Origin of the sequence: Phytoactinopolyspora mesophila (assembly GCF_010122465.1) — a bacterium.
GTDB classification, from domain to species: Bacteria; Actinomycetota; Actinomycetes; order Jiangellales; family Jiangellaceae; genus Phytoactinopolyspora; species Phytoactinopolyspora mesophila.
Genome location: NZ_WLZY01000001.1, coordinates 185,072 through 206,059, shown reverse-complemented (window position 1 = coordinate 206,059; position 20,988 = coordinate 185,072). Strand labels below are relative to the sequence as shown.

Genomic DNA, 20,988 nt, shown 5'->3' with positions numbered 1-20,988 from the left:
TGAGATCCGCCACACCGATCCTCATAGCCAGTCCGCCTCGGCAGCGGCCGCCCCGCCGGACAGCTGGGCATACCCGGGTCCGCGGTCGAAGAACGGGCTTGGCTCCGCCTGCTCCTCACGCATCTGAGTCCGCAGCGTGTCGCTGGCTGAAGAATCGACAACCGGGTCGTCCGCCGATCCGCGGATGACGACGCCATAGTCACGCCGCGCGCCTTCGACCGAGACCTTGCGCCATGAGATGTCACGCAGCACCTCGTCGTACGGGCGCTCCAGCGGGTCCCCCCAACCACCGCCGCCGGTGGTGCGGATCCGGATGACTTCGCCGGCCGCGACAGGCTCGGCGTCGGCCAGCGCGTCCACCTCACGCTCGCGAGGGCCGCCGGGATCGATGGTCACCTGGAACGGCCGGCCGGCCTTACCGCCTTTCAGTCCCCAGCAGGACAAGATGGATCGATCCGCGATGGACATGAAATGCGCGTCACGCAGCATCCGGATGTGTTTCTCGTAGCCGAGACCGCCGCGGTGCCGGCCGGGCCCGCCGGAGTCGAGAGCCAACCCGAGCCGTTCGACGACGAACGGGAACCGTGACTCGCTGAACTCACTCGGCAGGTTCCGGGAGTCGGGCACGACGTGGATGGTGTCCTCACCGTCGGCGTAATACCGTCCGCCCGAACCGCCGCCGAGCACCTCCCGCATCAGGTACGGCTGGCCGCTGGTGTCCTCGCCGTAGACCCCGGTGTAGCGGATGGTCTCCTGGTCGGCCGGCATGTTGCCGTCGACGGCCTTGGCCACCGCACCGGCCAGCACGCCGAGCATCCGGAGGATGACGAAGGTGCGCGCGTTGGTGGGAGCCGGGAAGATCGGGGTGAGCAGCGTGCCCGGCGGCGGGAACCGCATGTCGATCAGCGGCACGATGCCTTCGTTGACGTCGAGCTCAGCCATCCGCTCCGGCGTGTCGGCCAAGTTGCGCAGGATAGGCGCCAGCCACTTCTTCAGGAACACCCCGTCGGCGTAGTCGCCGGCATGGTTGATCGGGCCCTTTGCCTGCGGCCCGGTGCCGGTGAAGTCGATGGTCAGCTTGCCGCCATCGGCTTCGCTCTTGGTCAAGGTGACGCGCTGGCGATGCAGCTGCGGCTCGTCCACGCCGTCGTGCTCGGCGTAGTCCTCCCAGACATACGAGCCCGCGGGGATCTTCGACAGCACCTCGCGGCGGAAGGTCTCACTGGTCTGGTCCAGGATGGTGTCGAAGCACGCTTCGACGGCTTGCTTGCCATACCGTTCGAACAGCTCGGCCATCCGGCGCGCGCCCATCAGGCAGGCCGCGCACTCCGCGTCCAGGTCGGCGGCGAGCGAGTCCGGCATCCGCGAGTTGCGCGTCATGATCTTCAGCGCTGCCTCGTTCGGCACACCGGCGTCCCACAGTTTGATCGGCGGGACCATCAGGCCCTCTTCGAACACGCTGGTCGCCCTCGAAGGCATGGAGCCGGGCACCGAACCACCGATGTCGTCGTGGTGGCCGAATGCCTGCACGAACGCGACGACGGTATCGGCGCCGGTGTGGTCCTTGGCGAACACGGGCGCCGTGACGCACAGATCCGGCAGGTGCCCGATGCCGCCTTCGGAGAGGTAGACGTCGTTGTGAAAGAACACGTCACCCGGCTTCATGGTCTCGGGCGGATAGTCCCGGGCCACCGGGTGCACGAGGGCCGAGTAGGAGCGGCCGGTGAGCTTGCGCAGGTGCCGGTCGTGGATCCCGGCGCGGTAGTCGTGCGCGTCGCGGATCATCGGTGAGCGGGATGTGCGGCCGATGGCGGTCTCGACCTCCTGCTCCACCGACGCGAGATAGCCCTCGACTATCTCCACGAGGACCGGATCCACCTGGACGTTATCGGTCAGCCGATACGCAGTGCCCGTCATGCTGCGTCCTCTCGCGTGATGAGCAGGTTGCCGAAGCGGTCCACGTCCACCCGGAACCCTGGATGGATCGGGACCGTCGAGCCGAATTCCTCGATGACGGCCGGTCCGACGATGACGTCGCCGGCGCCGAGGGTGGATCGTTGATAGACGGCGGTGTCCAGCCAATCGTCGAAATAGACGCGTCGCCGTGCGCTGGGCTCCGAGCCCGAGCCGGGTTCGATCTCGACCATCTCGGGCCGGCGGATCGGCCCGATGCCGGTGACTCGCAGATTCACCCATTCCACCTGCTGACGCGGGTCGTCACGGAAGTGGTAGCCATACAGCTTGTAGTGCTCGGAATGGAACGCGTCAGCGACCGCGCCGGCCAGTTCGGCCGTCATCGGGCCGTCTGGGATGTCAACCCGGACCTCGAACGCCTGGCCGAAGTATCGAAGATCGGCGGTGCGCACGAAGCGCCGCGCGGCCGGCTCGAAGCCTTCTCGGCGCAACGCGGCAGCGGCTTCGTCGCGCAGATCGTCCAGGATCTTGCGCACCGCCGCGAGATCGAGGTCGCGATGCCGCGCGACGGCAGTGCGCACGTAGTCGTTTCGCACATCGACGGTGAGCAGTCCATAGGCCGACAGGTTGCCCGGATTGGCGGGCACCAGGACGCCGTCGAGCCCCAGCACGTCCACCAGACTGCAGGCCAGCAGTGAACCTGAGCCGCCGAAGCTGACCAGGGTGAAGTCCCGGACGTCCAGGCCGCGTTTGACGGTGATCTGACGCAGTGCGTTGGCCTGGTTCCACGCCGAGATCTCCAGCACCCCCGCCGCGCAGCGTTCCACCTCGAGGCCGAGCCGGTCCGCGAGACCGGAGATGCCCTGCCGGGCGGCATCCACGTCCAGCGGGATCTCTCCGCCAAGCAGATGTGGCGGGATCCGGCCGAGGACGAGGTGCGCGTCGGTGATGGTCGGCTCGGTGCCGCCGGCGCCGTAACAGATCGGCCCGGGATCGGCGCCGGCGGAGTGCGGGCCGACTTTGAGGGTGCCCTCCGGACTGATCCAGCCGATTGATCCACCTCCAGCTCCGACGGTCACGACGTCGATCATCGGGATTTTGCTCGGATACGCCCCGACCGTACCTTCGGTGGTCAGCGCTGGATGGCCGTCGACGACGACGGTCACATCGGTGGACGTGCCGCCGCCGTCAAGGGTGACAACACTGGGGTACCCGGCTGCCCCCGCGACAACCGCGGCTCCCAGCGCACCGGCGGCCGGACCGGAGAGCACCGTGGTGATCGGGTGGTCGGCCACCTCCTCGGCGGACAACACTCCCCCGTTCGATTTCATGATGTAGAAAGGCAGCGGCCGGGCGCCTCCGGGTTCATCCGTACCGGCTGTCTGGAGCCCGCCCAGCTCGCTCAACCTGACGGCGATGTTCTCGACGTAGCGGCGGATATCCGGCTTGACGGCTGCGTCGACCAGCGTCGTGACACTGCGCTCGTACTCGCGGTACTCCCGCAGGACGTCCGCCGAGATCGAGATGGTCGCCTCCGGATGTTCGCGCGCCAGGACGTCTCGCATGCGCAGCTCGTGTTCCGGGTTCGCGTACGCGTGGAGGAAGCAGACACCGATGGTGGTGATCCCGCGCTCCCGGAAGAAGCGGGCGGCGGCCACGGCGTCGTCCTCGTCGAAGGGCCGGATCACCGACCCGTCGGCCGCCATCCGTCCATGCACGGTGCGCACCCGGTCCGCCGGAACGATACGGGGCGGCTTCACCCAGAAGTAGCTGTTGCCGTAGCCGTCGGGAACCGACTGCCGGGCGATCTCGAGCATGTGTTCGTAGCCCTCAGTGGTGATGAAGCCGAGGTCGTCGACTTTGCCTTCGAGCAGCTTGTTCGTCGCGACCGTCGTTCCATGGCTGACCGCCGAGACCGACTCCGGACCGACTCCCAACCGGTCCAGCACCTTGGCCATCCCGGTCATGAAGCCGTCGGCGGGGTCCGCTGGCGTGGACGGGGTCTTCGTGGTCACCAGCCGGCCGGTGTGCTCGTCCACGGCGACGACGTCGGTGAATGTCCCGCCCGTGTCGATTCCGACTCGAATCTTCGGCGCATCCATGCCCGCGATTCAACCGGCAGAACTTGCCCGACGCGTCGGCAAGTCTTGCCAACGGTCGAACCGCCGCCTTGGTGACCGATTCAGGCAGGGAGGGGGAACGGCGCCGCCAAGCCTTCGAACATCGGATAGTGACGGATGTTGAGGGTAGCCAGCTCCAGCCCTCGAACATCGGCCGTGGCCGCGATCAGATAGTCGGCGAGTTCGATGCCGGAGTGGGAACGCCGGTGCTGCCGCATAAACTCACCGGCCCGCCGAGCGATCATCTCCGTGACCGGTTCAATCCGCAGCGCGCCAAACAAGGCCCAGACCTCACGTCGCTCCGCACTTCGCATGCCGCCGGTCAACTCCGCAACCGACACCGCGCTGATCATCAAGGGACCCGCGGCGCGGGCGTCGAGCAGCCACGCACGCGCAACGTCCAGCCCACGCAGGTGGGCGATCAACACATCGCTGTCAATCAGGATCACGGCGTGATCTGCCACATCTCTACAAGATGCCGGCCCCGCTCACTCGTCTCTCGCGGCATGATCTCGATCTCGGGACACACCCCAAACGATGCCTCGAGCGCTGTGAGATCCGCCGCCGCGTCATCAGCTGCACCAGCCAGCGCCCGATCCAGAAGTCGGCGCGCCACCTCCTCCCGGGACGCACCCTCAGCCTCAGCCATTCGGTCCAGCATCTGCGTACCTTCGCGGCCCATCGTCGCCACCAGCCACTCTTCGAACAGCAGCGATTCCGCGTCGTGATCTCCGTCCACCTGGTCGAGTCGGTCGCTGACGACGCGCACAACGAAATCCGACACGCTCATTCCCGCCTCTCTCGCGGCTTCTTCGAGCCGTTGCTTGAACCCCGGCGTGACCCGCACGTGCAGCCGCTCACTGCGACGCTCGGGCCATTGGACGTCGATGCCGGCCATGGCCACCTCCTGTTGTGCACCCATTGTACGCACATGTCGGTTTCCTACAAAAGGCTGGGCTATGATCTTCGCGCGGCACTAGCTTTGGAGTGGTCACGCCGCGCTACCAGTGCGACACCCGGTCCCTACGGTCGAATCATGACCAGAGCTGAACACCTCCGAAAGGACCGGATCATGCAGCACCCACGACCTACCCGACACATGAAAGCGGTAGCCGCGGCCGCGCTGTCCACCCTGCTCCTGCTCACCGCCTGCGGCGCCGAAGTGACCGACCGGGACACCACCACATCAACGCTCTCCAACGACGTTCCTGAACCCACTACGGAGCCGGCGACCGAGCCCGCGGGCACCAACCGTGACACCGGCGAAGACAACGACGAGGGCCAGAACGACGACACGCCGCCGGCCGACCCGGCTGCGGATGCCGAGGACGCCAATCGGCCGGGCTCTGCAGGAGGCTGCCAATGACCTCCCACCTGAGGGACCGCGCTCCATCATTCTGGTATCCGACGGTGAGGACACTTGTGCTCCCCCGCCCCCTGTGAGGTCGCCGCCGGCCTGGCCGACGACGGCATCGACCTGACCATCAACACCGTCGGCTTCGCCCTGGAGGACAACGACCAGGCTCGCGAGGAACTGAACTGCATCGCCGAGGTTGCACGGGGTGAGTTCCGCGACGTGGAATCCGCTTCCGAGCTGACCGAGACCCTTGAAGAAATCACCGCACGGGAGCGGCGCCGGGTCGAATTCACCGGCTCGGCTCTCGAGGGCGCGCCCATCCCGCAGAACGCACGTACCGGCGACCTGGACACCACATACACCGATGTCGTGCTCCCGGGCGAACTCAACTATTACCGATTCGAGGTGAACGGTTCGGACCGGACTGCTGGGTATCGACATCCCTGGATATCGAGTCGAGAATGAAGAGTGCTCCTCGGCCGCGTTGATCGACGTATGAGGGTCCGATCGCCTGGTCGAGGAGCACCTTCCTGCGGACGAAAACTACACCTATCCGGCACGGTGCGCGACCCGAAACTTCGGGCTTGACTCTCCCCCGAGGGGAGACACCAGGATCCATACCTGACCAGGGGGCGGCGATGGACGAGCTGTTGAGCATCGGGCGGTTCTCGCGGATGTGCTGGCTCAGCGTCAAGGCGCTGCGGCTCTACGACGAGACCGGCCTGCTGTCGCCGGCGTACGTGGACCCGGTGACGGGCTACCGCTACTACACCGACGAGCAGGCACCCGTGGCCCGGGCCATCGCCATCCTGCGCTCGCTCGACATGCCGTTGCAGGACATCAAACCGATCGTGACCGAGACGGATCCCGACGCTGTTCGTGCATTGCTCGACGCACACCGGATAGTGCTCGAGCAGCGCATCGAGCGCCATCGGCACATGCTGCAGCGGGTCGAGAACTTCATCAGGAAGGGAGCCGTCATGACCTACGAGATCACCACCAGGAACACCGCGCCCACCGACGTCATCGGATTGACGTTCAGCACCTCTCCCGAAGCCATCAGCACCGACGCCGGACCCGCTTATCACCGGATTTACGACGCGCTCAGCCGGGTGGACACCATACCGGCAGGCCCGCCCCGGATGGTCTACCACGCCATGGAAGACGAGGAGTGGACCATCGAGGTCTGCGTGCCGGTGCCGGACGGGGGTCCCGTGCCGGACGGATTGACGCGTCGTCGCATGGACGGCGGGCGCGCCGCCCGCGCCGTCCATGTCGGCCCATACAACGAACTCGGCATGGCCTATCGCGAGATGGAGGTGTGGATCGGCAAACAGGGACTCACCCCCGCGGCGTTGCCCTACGACGTGTACCTCAACGACCCGGCGGAGGTCAAAGACCCGGCGAAGTACGAGACGGAGATCGTCTGGCCGGTCCGCTGACCCGCCGCGTGTCCAGCCCGATCACAGCTTGACGTGCGGGAACGAAGTCTCTTTCGCCCGCGTGAGATCGTCACTGTGCCGGCGGATCATCTCCAGGTTGCGGTCGGCCAGGTGGTCGAACCCCTGCGCGATGCTGGATCCGGGTGTGAGTGAACGCATCGCCTCGTCCGGGTCCAGCCGCGCTGAGACCCAGCATTCGTGACTGGCAGCCCGCGCGATCACCTCGGCGACCGGCGTGACGATCATCGAATTGCCGAAGTAGAGCATGCCGGTCGCGTCGATACCCGTGCAATTGGCTCCGATGACGAACACGTGGTTGTCGTAGGCGCGAGCACGGTTCGTGAGTTCCCAGATGTCCGCGGAGCGAAGCAGGCCGGAGGGGCGCACGATGACCTCCGCCCCGCGCACCGCCGCGATGCGGGACAGCTCCGGGTAGTCGCCGTCGAAGCACAGGATCATGCCGATGTTGCCGAGTTCGGTCTCCACCACCACGACGTCGTTTCCGGGCGTCACCCAGCCGCCCTTGGAGCGCAGCTCGGTGCAGAACGGGTGTGTCTTGTGATAGACACCGCGGATCGAGCCGTCCGGCCCGGCCAGGACGGCGGAGTTGTAGACGACGCCTCGCTCTTCGCCTCGCTCGTATGTTCCCCACACCAGGTGGACGCCAAGCCGCCCGGCGACCTCCTGGAACGGCTCGGTGAGACCGCCGGGAATCTCGGCCACCAGGTCCCAGAGCCGCTCCGGCGGACATCCGGGGGTGAAACCGGTGGTCACCGTCTCGGGGAGCACCACGAGCTCGGCGCTTGTGTCAGCAACACATTGCTCGACGTAGCTGACCGCGTGGTCGATGTTCGCTTTGATGGTCTCCGGTGTGAGTGGCTCGGCGCGTGGCCGCACCTGAACCGCTGCCGCAGTGAACGCCCGCATCGAATGTCCCTCCCCGTTTTCCTACTGTAGTCCTGAACCGCCTCGATCTTTGGCTATCCGCGACGCCGACCGGCGATCCAGCCGCCGACGACAACACCGCCCAGCGCGATCGCCGCTCCAACCAGCACACCACGCCCGAAATCGCCGCCGAGCACAGCCGCGGCCCCCGAAGCTGGTGCAGCCGGCGCCTCGTAAACACCCGACGCTGCCGGCGCGGGAGCACCGGTACCCGGGACAGGACCGGCTGGTCCTGCTGTCACACCCGCTTCGCCTGTCGCCGCGGCGACAGCGGCGGCGGTTTTACCGGTCAGCACGTCGTCCACCGCGGCGAAGAACTCCCCCGCCGTTTTCTTCGCCACTCCGCTGAGCATCCGCTGCCCGACACCGCCGATCATGCCGCCGACGATGGCGTCGGCGTCGTAGTCCAGCGTGGTCACGCCGTCGCCGTTCTCGTTGAGCGTGACCCGGACGTCGGCGCTGACCGTGCCCGGTGCTCCGGCGCCGGACGCCTTGAGCACGAACGTGGCCGGCTCCTGCTGATCACGCAGCTGGACCTCGCCGGCGTACACACCCTTGATCGACGCGACCCCCGCCGACACCGTCATCCGGTACTGGTCCGGACCAATCGTCTCGAGACGCTGGCAGCCGGGGATCGTCCGGACGAGAACGGCGGGATCGTTCAGGGCCTGCCACACCCTCTCGCGTGGGGCATGGAGGACGGCAGATCCAGTGATCTTCATCGTGTGGAGCCTTTCTCGGCGGAGAAACCGTGAATTCGTGGTCGCACCGCGGGAACCTCACCCGCCGCGTGCCTTGCTCGCAGATGATGCAACTCCGACGGCGAGATCGGCATCCGGGTGATCCGGAAGCCTTCCGCGTCCTCGATGGCCGAGGCGAGCACGGCTGAGCCCGGGATCACCCCGGCCTCCCCCGCTCCCTTGATACCCAGCGGGTTCAGCGGTGACGGCGTCTCCAGGTGATCGGTCTCGACGACGGGCACCTCGGTCGCATACGGCATCAGAAAGTCCATGAAGGACGCATTGAGCAGCTGCCCGGCGTCGTCGTACACCATCCGCTCGTACAGTGCGCCGCCGACACCCTGGGCTACACCCCCATGGATCTGGCCCTCGACAATGCGTGGGTTGATCAGCGTCCCGCAGTCATGCACCACGCAGTAGCGCAGAATCGAGATCTCCGCCGTGTCCGGGTCGGTCTCGACGATCACCGCGTGCATGCCGTTGGCGAAGGTGGATCGAGGCGGCGAATAGTAGGCCGTGCCTTCCAGACCTGGTTCCTCGCCGTCGGCCACCGGCGGCTCGTCCGGATCGGCTGGGGTGGCGAACTGGGTGGCCCGCTGAGTCTCCTCGTCGAAGGCATACCGCAGGGGATTCGACAGGACGGCGACGGTCGACAACGGCACCGAGGACCCCGGTGCCCCCTTCACCCGCACGTCGCCGTCGACGATCTCGAGATCACGCGGGTCCGCCTCCAACGCCTCTGCCGCGACCCGCAACGCCTTCTCCCGCACCTTGCGCGCGGCCGCGGCGATCGCGTTGCCGCTCATCACCGCGGCCCGGGAGGCGAACGTGCCAACCGCATACTTGAACCGGCGGGTGTCTCCGGTGGTCACCACCACCTTCTCGACCGGAACGCCTAGTTCGTCCGCCACCACCTGCGCGAACGCGGTCTGGTGGCCCTGTCCCTGGCTGGTCAGGCCGGTGGCGACGACGACGGTGCCGTCGGTCTCGACCTTGACGAACCCGCCCTCGTACGGGCCGACGCCGGTCCCCTCGACGTAGCAGGCCATGCCGATGCCGACCTGCCGGCCGGCCGCCCGCGCTTGTGTCCGGTACTGCTCGAACTCGTCCCAGCCGACCAACTCGCGCAACTTGTCGAGGGTGGCCGGATAGTCGCCGGAATCGTAGATCAGCGGCCGCCCGTCCTGGAAGACCATGCCGTGGTCATAGGGCATCTCGTCGGGCTGGATGAAGTTGCGCTCCCGGACGACGGTCCGGTCCAGGCCGAGGTGTTCAGCGATAGCGTCCATGGTCCGCTCCATCGCGAAGCACCCTTGCGGGCGGCCCGCGCCGCGGTACGGCGTGACGATCACGGTGTTGGTGTAGAGGCTGAAGAACTCCACCCGGTAGGCACCCGGCTTGTACGGGCCGAGCAGCTGTGTGGAGGTGATGATCGGAACGATGATGCCGTACGGCGTGTAGGCGCCGTTGTCGTGCCAGAGCGTGACGTCGAGTCCGAGCAGCCGGCCGTCGTCGTCGAAGCCGGCCCGGATCCGCTGCAGCTGGCCACGCTCGTGCGCGCTGGAGACGAAATGCTCCCGGCGATCCTCGGTCCACTTCACCTCACGGTTCAGCGTGAGCGCCGCCCACGGGATCAGGATCTCCTCGGGCCACGGATGCACGATCTTCACACCGAACCCGCCGCCCACATCCGGCGCGATGACCTCGACGCGATCGGCCGGCAGGCCGAGCTTGGCCGCCACCGCCGCGCGCACGGACGTGGACGCCTGGGTGGATGTGTACACCCGCAGGCTCTGGTCGTCGCTGTCCCATCGGGCCCACACCCCCTTGCCCTCCATCGGGGACGACGCGCTGCGCTCGATCTCCAGATCCAGCTCGACGACGTTCGGCGCCGACTCGATCGCGGCAGGAGCGTTCCCGACCTCCTGCACCAGATGTGCGGCCACGTTGCCCGGCACGTCGTCGTGTACCAGCAGCTCGCCGGCCCGAGCGTTGTCGATGCCAACCACGGGTGGCAGGAAGTCGAACTCCACCCGGATCCGGTCGCAAACGTCCTCGGCGACGTAGCGGTCGGTGGCCACCACCATGACAATGGCCTCGCCGACGTGGTTGACCTCGTCCTTGGCCAGCGCATACGGCGTGCGTCCGTGGGTCAGTCCCGGATGCGGGATCAGCAGCGGCAGCGGCTCTCCGACCCGGCCAGGAAGGTCCTCATGGGTGTAGATCGCGACCAGCCCGTCGACATCGAGGGCATCCGTGACGTCGATGTCGACGATTCGCGCATGCGCGTGGGGGCTGCGCACGAACGCGACCTCCAAGGCACCGTGGCCGATATCGTCCACGTACCGTCCCTGTCCGGACAGCAAACGTGGATCTTCTCGCCGGGCGATAGGTTCGCCGAGGCTTCGCGTCGTCAACGGCTCGCCTCCTCGTCGTGTCCCCGGGCCGCGCGTATCTCGGATGCCCGCAGCACCGACGCGACGATGTTCTGATACCCGGTGCATCGGCACAGGTTGCCGGCGATCGCCTCCCGGGCCTCTTCCTGGGTCGGGGCCGGGTTCTCTTCGAGATAGGCGGTGATGGTGGTCACGAAACCCGGAGTGCAGAATCCGCATTGCAACCCGTGGCAGTCACGGAAGGCCTCTTGAACCGGTCCCAGCGCGCCGTCCGGGCGATTGCAGCCCTCGACGGTGGTGATCTCCGCGCCGTCGTGCATCACGGCGAACTGAAGACAGGACCGGATCGGCCGCCCGTCCACCAAAACGGTGCAGGCACCGCAGACACCGTGTTCGCAACCGACGTGAGTGCCGGTGAGTCCGAGGTCGTGGCGCAAGAAATCCGACAGCAGGCGGCGCGCCGGAACAGCCGCGGATCGGGGCAATCCATTGACGTGCATCGTCACTTCGTGCACCGGCTCGGCCGCTGGGGAATCGCTCACCGTGGAACCTCCGTGCTGGCAGCGCCGAGGCGACGCACTCCGTCTCTGTTCACCGCTTCGGGCGCGGCTGCGTCCAGCCCGGCCGCGTGGAGCGCCCTGGTGGTCAGCACACCGGCCAGGTGCCGGCGATACTCCGCCGTGGCATGAATGTCGTCGTCCGGGTCCAGCCGATCCGCCGCCGCACGCCCGGCTCCGACCCAGTCAGCAGTGTCGAACGGCACCGCGCCGGCTTCGTCGGTCAGGTCGAGCACCACCGGTGTGGCGTCGACCGAGATGTAGGCGGTTCTGGCCGAGACCACGCGGAGGTCGTCGTCCAGTGTGACGAGCGCGCCGGCACCGCACACCGCGTAGTCACCGTGCCGGCGGGCCACCTCCAGCCAGGCCGACCCGGTGCGCCCGGCCGGAACCGGGAAGACCGCTTCGGTTGCCAGCTCGCCGGCCACGGCGCAGGACTCGAGCGGACCGAGGAAGAAGTCGGCCGCGGCTACCGTACGTGTCGAGTTGACCGCCCGCAGCTGCATCGATCCTTCGAGCAGTGCCAGCACGGCCGTCATCTCTCCGGAGGGATCGGCGTGCACGAGGCTGCCGACCGTCGTCCCGCGGTTCCGGATCGTGGGATGCGCGACGTGCCGCAACGCCCGGCCAAGCAGCGGCAATGCGCCCGATGCCGCGGGGTCGCGCTCCACGTCCGTGTGCCGCGCGGTGGCGCCGACCCGGACCACCCGCTGTTCATCGTCCCCGTCGACCCGCACATAGGAAAGCTCGTCCAGCCGGTTGATATCGACCAGATGCTCCGGCGCGGCCAGGCGCATATTCAGCAGCGGCACCAGGCTCTGCCCACCTGCCAGGACCTTCGCGTCCGGCCCGAACTCGGAAAGCACCTGGAGCGCGCCCCCGACGCCGTCCGGCCGGTGGTAGGTGAATCCCGATGGCTTCACGTCATCTTCTCCCTGTCCCCGGGTGTACGGGATTTAGGAAACCTATGCATATCGCCGGTCAACAGCATGGGCATGATCTGCCGACTCGAACCGGGATCCGTCGGCAACGTCTGTCCCGATGCAAGCTCATCGAACACCGCATGCGACAACATCAAGACAGTCCACGCATCTGCAGGACCTTCAGGGCCAGTGCTAGATCGAGCCGCAGTTCGGGATCAGTGGTGAAGGCGCCCACCATCCGTTCGAGCTTGCCGATCCGGTAGCGCAGCGTGTTGTAGTGGAAGTGCAGGATCCGCGCCGCTTCGGCCACGTTGAGGTTGGTATCGAGCAGCACTTTCAGGGTGTGTCGCAGGTCGGCCATCTCTGGATCGTCCTCGGCGGCCAGCTCACGCAAGCTCTCCTTGACGAACCCGCGGAGTTCGTCCTGATCCTCGATCAGGCTGATGAGACGGAACGACCTCAGAGCATCGAAGTGCGCCACGGATCCGGACCCGTTCATCTGCCGGCCGACGTACACCGCGCGCCGAGCCTGCTCGTACGCGGCCGGTAGCCGTTCGGGATCGTCGAGTACCCGGCTGACGCCGGTAGAGAAGGAGCGCCGGCCACCTCCGCCGTCCCCCGAGACACCGCGGACGACGTCTCGCACCAGAGCGTCGACGTCCGCGGTTTGCGGCACCGGCAAGAGCGCGACGACCTCCTGCGCGAATCCCACAACCGGTGCGGCGTGGTCGCGTCGTCCGACTACCGTCTGCCAGGCCGTTGTAAAACGCTCCTGAGCCGGTCTGAGCTCCAAACCCGTCATGGGCGCCGAACCGACGCCGGGATCGAGTTCGGCCACCACCACAACCAGCTCACGAGCGACGTCCCAGCCCAGAACCTCGCAGTGGGCAACGATCTGCTCGCGTTCGCCCGCCCGGCCGGCCAACATGTCGCGGAGGAAGTCGCCTCGGTACTTGCCCTCCACCGCCGTCACCGCGAGCTGCTTGTTCACCGCCAGCGCGGCGACGGTGGCGGTGCGCTCGAGGACATTCACGTCGCCCTCGTCCAGCTCACGATCCCCGGCGAAAGCGACGATGCGCCCGTGATCGACGCGCCCCGCGACCACGGGCACCACTGCGTGCTGGCCAGGGACGTCCGGGTGAGCGTGTACCCCTCCCGGCTCGTACTCGGTGCGGAATCGCCCTGTCTGGTCGAAGCAGGCGGACGAGCGCCACCCACTGAGGTCGTCCGGGGCGCCACCCTCAGCCAGGACCCGGCCGTCGGAGGTGGTAACGAACACCGCTACCCCCAGCACGGCGGACGCCTTGTCCGCCAGCTCGCCGAGCCCGCCGCCCTCAAGCACCACCGACAGCAGAGCGTGGTGGATCTCCCAGGACCGCTCGAGCTCCACGGTCTGCCGGTTGAGCACGCCCGTGAGCACCTGGTTCAGGATGTCGTCGAAACCGACCGCGTCCGGCAGCAGCAACAGCGGCAGGTCGAGCCGGTCGGCCTCCTCGACCATCTGCTCCGGCAGCCGGTCGAGATATCGGTGCAACTTGACCCCGATGGCGGCCAGCCCTTGCTCGTTGAGGTCGCCCACCAGGGCCGAGAATCCCTGCGGGGTGTTGCGCAGCGGGTAGCCCGTGGTCAGCAGCAGTTCGTGCGGTTTGACCCACGGCAGGATGTCCGGGACCTCCATGATGTTGGCCCGCCGCACGATCCGGTCCAGCCCACCGGCACCGGCCACCAGCCGGGCGCCGGCCAGAGCAGGCATCTCCATCGCCTTGCGCACGGTCAGGCCGGGCACCGTAGCCGGTGGCAGGACCTTGACGGGTGCACCGGCTGGCAACTCCGGCGAAGGATCGCCCTGATCGTTGGCAACATTTCCCATGCAGAGACCGTAGCGCCCGCAGTTACGTTCATGACAGACCAATCCGGCGGTAATCGGCGAACGTGGAGGTGGGCATGCTGCATTCCACGATGACGCCAGGGCAGGACGCACCTGGGATACGGTGGCTCACCGCTGCCGCCGGTTCGGCTCTCACCCCGCTCTTGCGCGGGCCACGTCGCAACGGCGAGGTGGTGGCCCGCACCACGGACATGGTGGCCGTGCACGTCACCGGGGCCGAACCAGCACTTGTCTGCGTGACCAACACCAGGGCCGCCCGGCTGCCGTGCGCCATGATCGTCGACACCCCCTTGCCGGCGGCCACCGTCGGCACCCCGGCGGCGATCGGCAATGGCCGACTCCGGCTGCCCACCGCCGTGGTCAGTGTCGCGCGGTGGTGGCCGGCCAGGGCACCACACGTGTTCGACGCGGCCCTGTGCGTGCGCCGTGCCGCCCGATGCCCACGACCCGACCTCGACGAACTCGTGCGCCAAGCGGCAGCCCTGCTCACCGACGGGCTGTCCACCGACCGGCACCGCCTGGGCGATGCCGTCGACGCGCTCCTGGGCCTCGGCCCCGGTCTCACACCGGCCGGTGACGACGTCTTGGCCGGGGCTCTGACGACGCTGCGGGCCGTCCACAGCCGGCGGGCCGACGAGCTCACGGCCGCGATCGAAGCCGCCGCTCCGTTGTCCCGCACCACCACGGTGTCCGCGGGCCTGCTCGCCTACGCCGCTCAGGGACGGTGTGTACCGGAACTCGCCGCCCTGCTCGCGGCTCTCGAATCTCCCGGTGGAGACGTGCAGTCCGCCCACCGAGACCTGCTGACCGTCGGACACACATCCGGTTCGGCGCTCTACGCAGGTGTCCTCTGCGCGCTCTTGCGCGCCGACCACCCAATGTCCGATCGGAGACCGGCGCTTTGACTCGACACCTCGAACTCCGCTCCGGCGTCTACCACGACTCCGTGACGCTCATGCAGGTCAGCCGCACGATCGGAAGCGCACCCGGGGTCAACGCCGCACTGGTGGCCATGGCCACCGAGCTCAACCTGGAACTGCTGGCCGGCATGGGATTCGACGCCCCGGCAGACACCGGACCCAACGACCTCATGGTGGCACTCGACACCATCGACGACGACGCCCTCCACAGCGCTCTCGAGCTGGTGCAGTCCACACTGAGCGAACGGAGCCGGCCCACGCCACAAGGCTTCGGCGACACCCCCGCGGCACGCACCGTCGGCGCGGCCGCCAAGCGGGCACCGGCCACCGTCGCGTTCGTCTCGACGCCCGGCCAGTACGCCTTCGCCGACGCGATGGATGCCTTGGAGAGCGACCTTCCGGTCATCGTGTTCTCCGACAACGTTCCGCTGCATCAGGAAATCAGGTTGAAGGAGGAGGCTCGGCGGCGCGGGCTGCTGGTCATGGGGCCGGACTGCGGCACGGCAGTGGTCGGTGGGACCGGCTTCGGCTTCGCCAATGTGGTGCAGCCCGGTCCGGTGGGGATCGTCGCGGCCTCCGGCACCGGAGCGCAACACGTGATGAGCCTGGTCAGCGCCGCCGGGGTGGGTATCAGCCATTGCCTTGGTGTCGGCGGACGAGACCTGACGGACTCGGTCGGCGCGATCTCCACCTTGACCGCGCTGGACATGCTGGCCGCCGACTCCGCCACCGAATTGATCGCCGTGGTCAGCAAACCACCCGCTCCCGCCGTGGCCGAACTGGTCCGCTCCCACGCCGCCGAGCTGGGCAAACCGGTGCTCTTCGCCCTTCTCGGCGAGGGCCAGCCAGACCTGACGGCGACGGCCCAGGCGATCGTCGAGGCCGCTCGCGGCGGCCCACAGCCCGAGTGGACGCCGCCGCGAACCTGGGCTCCGCCTCGGGAACTCCGCCCGGGCAATGGCCACCTGCGAGGGCTGTTCGCCGGCGGAACACTCTGCGACGAAGCGATGCTCATCGCCAGCTCCATCCTGGGTCCCGTGTACTCGAACATCCCGCTGCGGCCCGATTGGGCACTTGGTGACGGCCTCCGCGCGTCCGGCCACGCGATGATCGATTTCGGCGACGACACCCTCACCCAGGGCCGGCCGCATCCGATGATCGACGGCTCGCTACGCGCCGAGCGGCTGCTGGCCGAAGCGGGCGATCCGGACTGCGGCGTGGTGCTGCTCGACGTCGTCCTCGGCCACGGCGCCCACCCCGATCCGGCGAGTGAACTCGCGCCGGCTATCGAGGCGGCCCGCGAACGAGCCGCCGAGGACGGCCGCGACCTGAACGTCGTCGTCTCCCTGATCGGTACCGTCGACGATTCCCAGGACCTGAACCGGCAGGCCATCGCCCTCGCCGGTGCGGGGGCGTCGGTCCACCTGTCGAATGCCGCCGCCACCCGGGAAGCGGTTCGTCTCGTTGGAGGAGCCACATGACCACGCTGCGAGACCTCCTCACCACCGAGCCGCGCGTCGTCACGGCGGGGGTCGATCTGTTCGCCGACGCGCTGGCCGCCCAGGCCGTGGCCACCGAACAAGTCGAGTGGCGGCCACCCCTCGATGGCACTGCCGACAGCCTGCCCGCGGTCATGGCCGATCCGCGCCGCGCTGCGGCCAATACCCGAGCCGTCGAACGGATGCTCGCTTCCACCGCGGAGCTCGTAGACGTCCGCCCGGCCCGCGAGGTGCTCGGGCTTCAGCCGGGCGAGTTCCTGCACGCGGGCCCGCCGCTGACCTGGGAACGCGCGTCCGGCCCCATGCGCGGGGCGCTGATCGGGGCGATGATCTTCGAAGGGCTGGCGAGCACCCCGGAGGACGCGGATGGCAAACTGGCCGGCGGGGACGGCATCACCCTGCAGCCGTGTCACGACCGCGGGGCCGTCGGCCCGATGGCCGGAGTGGTGTCGCCGTCGATGTGGATGTTCGAGCTGCGCGACGAGGCCAACGACGGCACGTCGTGGTGCTCGCTGAACGAGGGCCTCGGCAAGGTGCTGCGGTACGGCGCCTACTCCCCCGATGTCATCGACCGGCTGCGGTGGATGAGCGATGTTCTCGGACCGCTTCTGCAGACCGCCGTGCGCCGCCGGGGGCGGATCGACGTCAAGAGCATCGTCGCCCAGATGGTGCAGATGGGCGACGAGGGGCACAACCGCAACCGGGCAGGCACCCTGATGCTGCTGCGCGAGCTGCTGCCGGACCTGATCGACAGCGGTGCACCGTCCGTGCAGGTGGCCGAGGCCGTGCGGTTCGTTTCCGGCAACGACCACTTCTTCCTCAACCTGGTGATGCCCGCCGGGAAACTTCAGACGTCAGCCGCCGCCGGTATCGACGGCAGCACCGTCGTCACCACCATGGCCCGCAACGGCACCGACTTCGGCATCCAGGTCTCCGGAACCGGCAGCGAGTGGTTCACCGCGCCGGCGAACACACCGGACGGGTTGTTCCTCGGCTCGTTCGGGCCGGAGGACGCCAACCCCGACATCGGCGACTCCACCATCACCGAGACGATGGGGATCGGCGGGTTCGCGATGGCCGCCGCGCCGGCCATCGTGCGCTTCGTGGGCGGCTCGGTGCCGGACGCGTTGCGCACGTCGCGGCTGATGTATGAGATCACCGTCGGTGAGAACCCGGCGTATGCGTATCCGATCCTCGAGTTCCGCGGCGCGCCCACCGGCATCGACGTGACTCTGGTGGCCCGCACCGGGATCCTGCCGCAGATCAACACCGGCATGGCCGGCAAAGTGGCCGGCACCGGTCAGGTCGGCGCGGGCCTGGTCAAACCCCCGGCCGAATGCTTCACCGCCGCTCTCGCCGCCCTCGCCGCCCGGACCCCCACCTGATGATCATGAACACTAATTGACGAATACGGTCAACTAGTGTTCATGATCATCAGGTCGGAGGTCGCCTGGGTGATCGACGTCATCCGGGCGACCGGTGCCGTCGCACGGCACGGCCGTGACCAGCTCGGGGTGGGCCTGCATGAAGGCGCGGGCGCCTACGTCGCCTTCGGCGAGGGCCAGGACGTCGTCCCACACCTCCCGGCCCAGCAGCACCGGGTTGCCGCTCTCGCCGCCGTAGGTGGCCACAGCCACGAACGCACCTCCTGCCCGCGCCGCCCGCAGCCGGTGGACGGACTCGGGGCCCAGCCACGGTTGATCGACCAGCGCGACGACTACCGCGCCGACCTCCTCGTCGCGTAGCGCCTCGATGCCGGCCCGCAACGACGACGCCATACCCGTCCGCCAGTCGGGATTGTGCACCACTCTCGCACCGGGCACTCGCACCCGGACCGCCCCGTCAACGACGACGATCGGCCAGCAGTCGCCGTCGACCAGCAACCGCACAGCCTGATCCACCAGCCGCTTGCCTCCGAGCGGCAATGTGGCCTTGGGCGCGCCGAAGCGGCGCCCCTCCCCTGCCGCCAGAACCAGCCCCGCCGCCGGCACGGTCATCGTGATCCACCAATCCGGTCGTGGTGGATCGGCCCGGACAGATCGCGCAGCCGCTGCCCCGTCCCGCCCCATCGAGCAGCGATGATCTCCGCGGCGATCGACACCGCTGTCTCTTCCGGGGTGCGGGCTCCGATGTCCAGCCCCACGGGCGAGGACATCCGCTCCAGCTCTTCCTCGGTGACACCACGCTCGCGCAACCGATCCAGCCGGTCGTCATGGGTGCGCCGCGATCCCATCACCCCGATGTATGCCGCGGGTGTGCGCAGCGCCGACTCGAGCAGTGGGACATCGAACTTCGGATCGTGGGTGAGCACGCAGATCACCGTGCGGGAATCGATCGTGGTCCGGGCCAGGAAGTCGTGCGGCCAGCTCACGATCACGTCGTCGGCATCGGGGAAACGGCGCTGGGTCGCGAACACCGGCCGAGCGTCACACACTGTCACGTGGTAGCCGAGAAACTTGCCCATCCGCACGACGGCCGCCGCGAAGTCGATCGCGCCGAACACCAGCATCTTCGGCCGCGGCGCAAACGACTGGATGAACACCTCCAGCTCGTCCATACGGCGCTCGCCCTCGGCGCCATAACGGCGAATACCGGTGCTGCCTTGGTCGAGCATGCCGCGGGCGTCGTCGGCGACGGCATCGTCCAGCCGCTGCCCGCCCAGAGTGCCCGATACGCGATCCGGCCACACCACAAGGTGCGTGCCCACCGATCCTGGGCCGGCCACAACGGTCGCCAGCGCCACCGGCACGGAACTGGCCACGCTCTCCGCGATCGCCGGGAGCTCGGGCAAGACGGCGGAATCGACCGGCTCGACGAATACGTCGATGATGCCGCCGCAGGTCAGCCCCACTGCGAACGCGTCGTCGTCGCTGACGCCGTAGCGCTGCAGGGTAGGTTCGCGGCCGCCGATCACCTCTTGAGCCAGCTCGTACACCGCGCCTTCGATACAGCCGCCCGACACGCTACCGATCGCCTCACCGGTCTCGGTGACCACCATGGACGTACCGGCGGGTCGGGGTGCGGACTGAAAGGTCGACACGACTGTCACGAGCCCGGCACGGCCGCCGTCACCCACCGCGGCCACGAGTTCGTCCATCACCTCACGCATGGTCCATCACCCTCCCCGACAGACCGGCCAGGTGCTGGGGTTCATTCTTCCCCAACGTGCGGGCCAATTCCTCCATCGCCGCCAGGGAGTGCCCGGCCACCAGCCGGTCGATGTGCGGGATGGCGGCCAGCATGCCACCTGTGCGGGGCACGAATCCGGCCCGTCCCCGGTGCGGATTCACCCAGACGATGTGCCGGGCGAACCTGCGCAACCGGGCCATCTGCTCGCCCAGCGGCGCAGGGTCGCCTCGTTCCCATCCGTCGCTGGCGATGACGACGACGGCGCCTCGTGCCGAACCGCGCTGGCCCCATCTGTCGAGGAACTCCTTGAGCTCGGCGCCCAGCCGGGTGCCACCGCGCCAGTCCGGTATCGCCGCTGACGCCGCCGCCAGCGCCAGGCCCGGTTCCCGCATCCGCAACTCTCTGGTGACGCGTGTGAGCCGGGTGCCGACGGTGAACGCCTCGGTGCCCGGCCGCGCCTGGCACGCGGCATGGGCGAACCGGAGCAGGGTGTCGGCGTACGGCGCCATCGATCCGCTGACGTCGATGATGAAGACCAAGCGGCGATACCGGCGCGCCCGCCTGCGATGCAGCAGCTCAGCAGGCTCACCCCCGTGGCGCAGCATCGTCCGCACGGTGCGGCGCGGGTCCACCGTGCCGCTGGGCGACGCGCGCAGCCGATGAGTGAGCCGCTGTGGTCCGGCGGGCACCAGGAGGCTGACAAAACGTTGCACCTCGGCGCGTTCGGCCACGCCGAGCTCGGCGACGTCGCGATGCCGCAGCACCTCCAACCGGCTGGCGGTGGCCAGCTGTTCCGGGGGCTGGGGCTCGTCATCGTGCTGATCGCCGTTCCCGGCCGTGTCCGCGGGCCGGGCGACGAGCTGGTACGACGGCTCGACCGCGACGCGCGGGCGCGGACGCTCCGGACGTCCGGAGAAGTACGCCGCGAAGACGTGATCGAACCTGTCGATGTCCTCCGGCGACGCACACAGCGTGAGGCGGCCGGACCAGTACACCGACGCCAGCGAGTCCGCGCCGAGCTCACCGAGTGCGCGGATCATCGCGTGCACGCGTGTTGGCGGCACCCGGGCACCCGCGGCACGCAACCGGCCGGCGAACTCCACGACCGCGCCAACCGCATCGTCGTCGGCAGTTGTGTGTGTGCCAGGCCGGTCCATG

Annotated in this window: 19 protein-coding genes; 6 read left to right on the top strand and 13 right to left on the bottom strand. The window is 68.3% G+C overall.

The genetic code is table 11. The features are described from left to right. Positions 1 to 21: 21 nt before the first annotated feature. From F7O44_RS00865 to F7O44_RS29515, 4 genes are all read right to left on the bottom strand, one after another. Positions 22 to 1,917: a hydantoinase B/oxoprolinase family protein gene (locus F7O44_RS00865; RefSeq protein ID WP_162448311.1), complete on the bottom strand. Its 1,896-nt coding sequence runs from the start codon at positions 1,915 to 1,917 to the stop codon at positions 22 to 24. Continuing rightward, on the bottom strand, positions 1,914 to 4,016 hold the full coding sequence (locus F7O44_RS00860) for a hydantoinase/oxoprolinase family protein (protein WP_162448310.1): 2,103 nt from the start codon (positions 4,014 to 4,016) through the stop codon (positions 1,914 to 1,916). Before F7O44_RS00860 ends, F7O44_RS00865 begins: the two co-directional genes overlap by 4 nt. Before the next feature lie 80 nt (positions 4,017 to 4,096). Then, positions 4,097 to 4,483 (bottom strand): PIN domain-containing protein, encoded by a 387-nt coding sequence (locus tag F7O44_RS00855; protein WP_162448309.1) that lies wholly within the window; start codon positions 4,481 to 4,483, stop codon positions 4,097 to 4,099. Then, entirely contained in the window at positions 4,480 to 4,956 is a 477-nt protein-coding gene (locus tag F7O44_RS29515) for a ribbon-helix-helix domain-containing protein (protein ID WP_222850929.1), read from the bottom strand. The genes F7O44_RS00855 and F7O44_RS29515 overlap by 4 nt, the downstream gene beginning before the upstream one ends. 150 nt (positions 4,957 to 5,106) lie before the next feature. On the opposite strand from F7O44_RS29515, the gene F7O44_RS00845 reads away from it, so the two are divergent. The 3 genes from F7O44_RS00845 to F7O44_RS00835 all read left to right on the top strand — a co-directional run bounded on the left by F7O44_RS00845 (position 5,107) and on the right by F7O44_RS00835 (position 6,833). After that, positions 5,107 to 5,400 carry a hypothetical protein gene (locus F7O44_RS00845; protein WP_162448308.1) on the top strand — a complete coding sequence of 98 codons (294 nt, stop codon included), beginning with the start codon at positions 5,107 to 5,109 and terminating at the stop codon, positions 5,398 to 5,400. 54 nt (positions 5,401 to 5,454) lie between these two features. Further along, the gene (locus F7O44_RS00840; protein WP_162448307.1) at positions 5,455 to 5,856 is read left to right on the top strand and encodes a vWA domain-containing protein; all 402 of its coding nucleotides are present in this window, start codon (positions 5,455 to 5,457) and stop codon (positions 5,854 to 5,856) included. Positions 5,857 to 5,975: 119 nt separating this feature from the next. Continuing rightward, complete coding sequence (locus F7O44_RS00835) at positions 5,976 to 6,833, top strand: MerR family transcriptional regulator (RefSeq protein WP_162448306.1); 858 nt, start codon at positions 5,976 to 5,978, stop codon at positions 6,831 to 6,833. Positions 6,834 to 6,854: 21 nt separating this feature from the next. On the opposite strand, the gene F7O44_RS00830 is transcribed toward F7O44_RS00835, so the two are convergent. The 6 genes from F7O44_RS00830 to F7O44_RS00805 all read right to left on the bottom strand — a co-directional run bounded on the left by F7O44_RS00830 (position 6,855) and on the right by F7O44_RS00805 (position 14,264). Beyond that, entirely contained in the window at positions 6,855 to 7,760 is a 906-nt protein-coding gene (locus tag F7O44_RS00830; protein WP_162448305.1) for a carbon-nitrogen hydrolase family protein, read from the bottom strand. 53 nt (positions 7,761 to 7,813) lie between these two features. After that, complete coding sequence (locus F7O44_RS00825) at positions 7,814 to 8,500, bottom strand: SRPBCC family protein (protein ID WP_162448304.1); 687 nt, start codon at positions 8,498 to 8,500, stop codon at positions 7,814 to 7,816. After that, entirely contained in the window at positions 8,497 to 10,935 is a 2,439-nt protein-coding gene (gene cutA, locus F7O44_RS00820) for an aerobic carbon-monoxide dehydrogenase large subunit (RefSeq protein ID WP_162448303.1), read from the bottom strand. The genes F7O44_RS00825 and cutA overlap by 4 nt, the downstream gene beginning before the upstream one ends. After that, the gene (locus F7O44_RS00815) at positions 10,932 to 11,414 is read right to left on the bottom strand and encodes a (2Fe-2S)-binding protein (RefSeq protein WP_162449246.1); all 483 of its coding nucleotides are present in this window, start codon (positions 11,412 to 11,414) and stop codon (positions 10,932 to 10,934) included. Before F7O44_RS00815 ends, cutA begins: the two co-directional genes overlap by 4 nt. 38 nt (positions 11,415 to 11,452) lie before the next feature. After that, on the bottom strand, positions 11,453 to 12,394 hold the full coding sequence (locus tag F7O44_RS31450) for an FAD binding domain-containing protein (RefSeq protein WP_162448302.1): 942 nt from the start codon (positions 12,392 to 12,394) through the stop codon (positions 11,453 to 11,455). A gap of 151 nt (positions 12,395 to 12,545) precedes the next feature. Then, positions 12,546 to 14,264, bottom strand: coding sequence for a PucR family transcriptional regulator (locus tag F7O44_RS00805; protein ID WP_162448301.1), 1,719 nt, complete (start codon positions 14,262 to 14,264; stop codon positions 12,546 to 12,548). A 74-nt stretch (positions 14,265 to 14,338) separates the two neighbouring features. Between F7O44_RS00805 and F7O44_RS00800 the strand changes: the two genes are divergently transcribed. The 3 genes from F7O44_RS00800 to F7O44_RS00790 are packed head-to-tail and all read left to right on the top strand — an operon-like array spanning position 14,339 to position 18,086. Next, positions 14,339 to 15,187, top strand: a complete 849-nt coding sequence (locus F7O44_RS00800; protein WP_162448300.1) for an oxamate carbamoyltransferase subunit AllH family protein — start codon at positions 14,339 to 14,341, stop codon at positions 15,185 to 15,187. Next, positions 15,184 to 16,683: an AllF/FdrA family protein gene (locus F7O44_RS00795; protein ID WP_222850928.1), complete on the top strand. Its 1,500-nt coding sequence runs from the start codon at positions 15,184 to 15,186 to the stop codon at positions 16,681 to 16,683. Before F7O44_RS00800 ends, F7O44_RS00795 begins: the two co-directional genes overlap by 4 nt. Then, the gene (locus F7O44_RS00790) at positions 16,680 to 18,086 is read left to right on the top strand and encodes a YlbE family protein (protein ID WP_162448299.1); all 1,407 of its coding nucleotides are present in this window, start codon (positions 16,680 to 16,682) and stop codon (positions 18,084 to 18,086) included. Before F7O44_RS00795 ends, F7O44_RS00790 begins: the two co-directional genes overlap by 4 nt. A gap of 33 nt (positions 18,087 to 18,119) precedes the next feature. Here the strand turns inward: F7O44_RS00790 and F7O44_RS00785 are convergent, their stop codons facing one another. Genes F7O44_RS00785 through F7O44_RS00775 form a run of 3 tightly spaced genes read right to left on the bottom strand, consistent with a single transcriptional unit; the run spans position 18,120 to position 20,987 of the window. Beyond that, entirely contained in the window at positions 18,120 to 18,698 is a 579-nt protein-coding gene (locus F7O44_RS00785; protein WP_162448298.1) for a nucleotidyltransferase family protein, read from the bottom strand. Further along, positions 18,695 to 19,810: an XdhC family protein gene (locus tag F7O44_RS00780; RefSeq protein ID WP_162448297.1), complete on the bottom strand. Its 1,116-nt coding sequence runs from the start codon at positions 19,808 to 19,810 to the stop codon at positions 18,695 to 18,697. Before F7O44_RS00780 ends, F7O44_RS00785 begins: the two co-directional genes overlap by 4 nt. After that, positions 19,803 to 20,987 carry a vWA domain-containing protein gene (locus F7O44_RS00775; protein WP_162448296.1) on the bottom strand — a complete coding sequence of 395 codons (1,185 nt, stop codon included), beginning with the start codon at positions 20,985 to 20,987 and terminating at the stop codon, positions 19,803 to 19,805. Before F7O44_RS00775 ends, F7O44_RS00780 begins: the two co-directional genes overlap by 8 nt. Position 20,988: the final 1 nt, after the last annotated feature.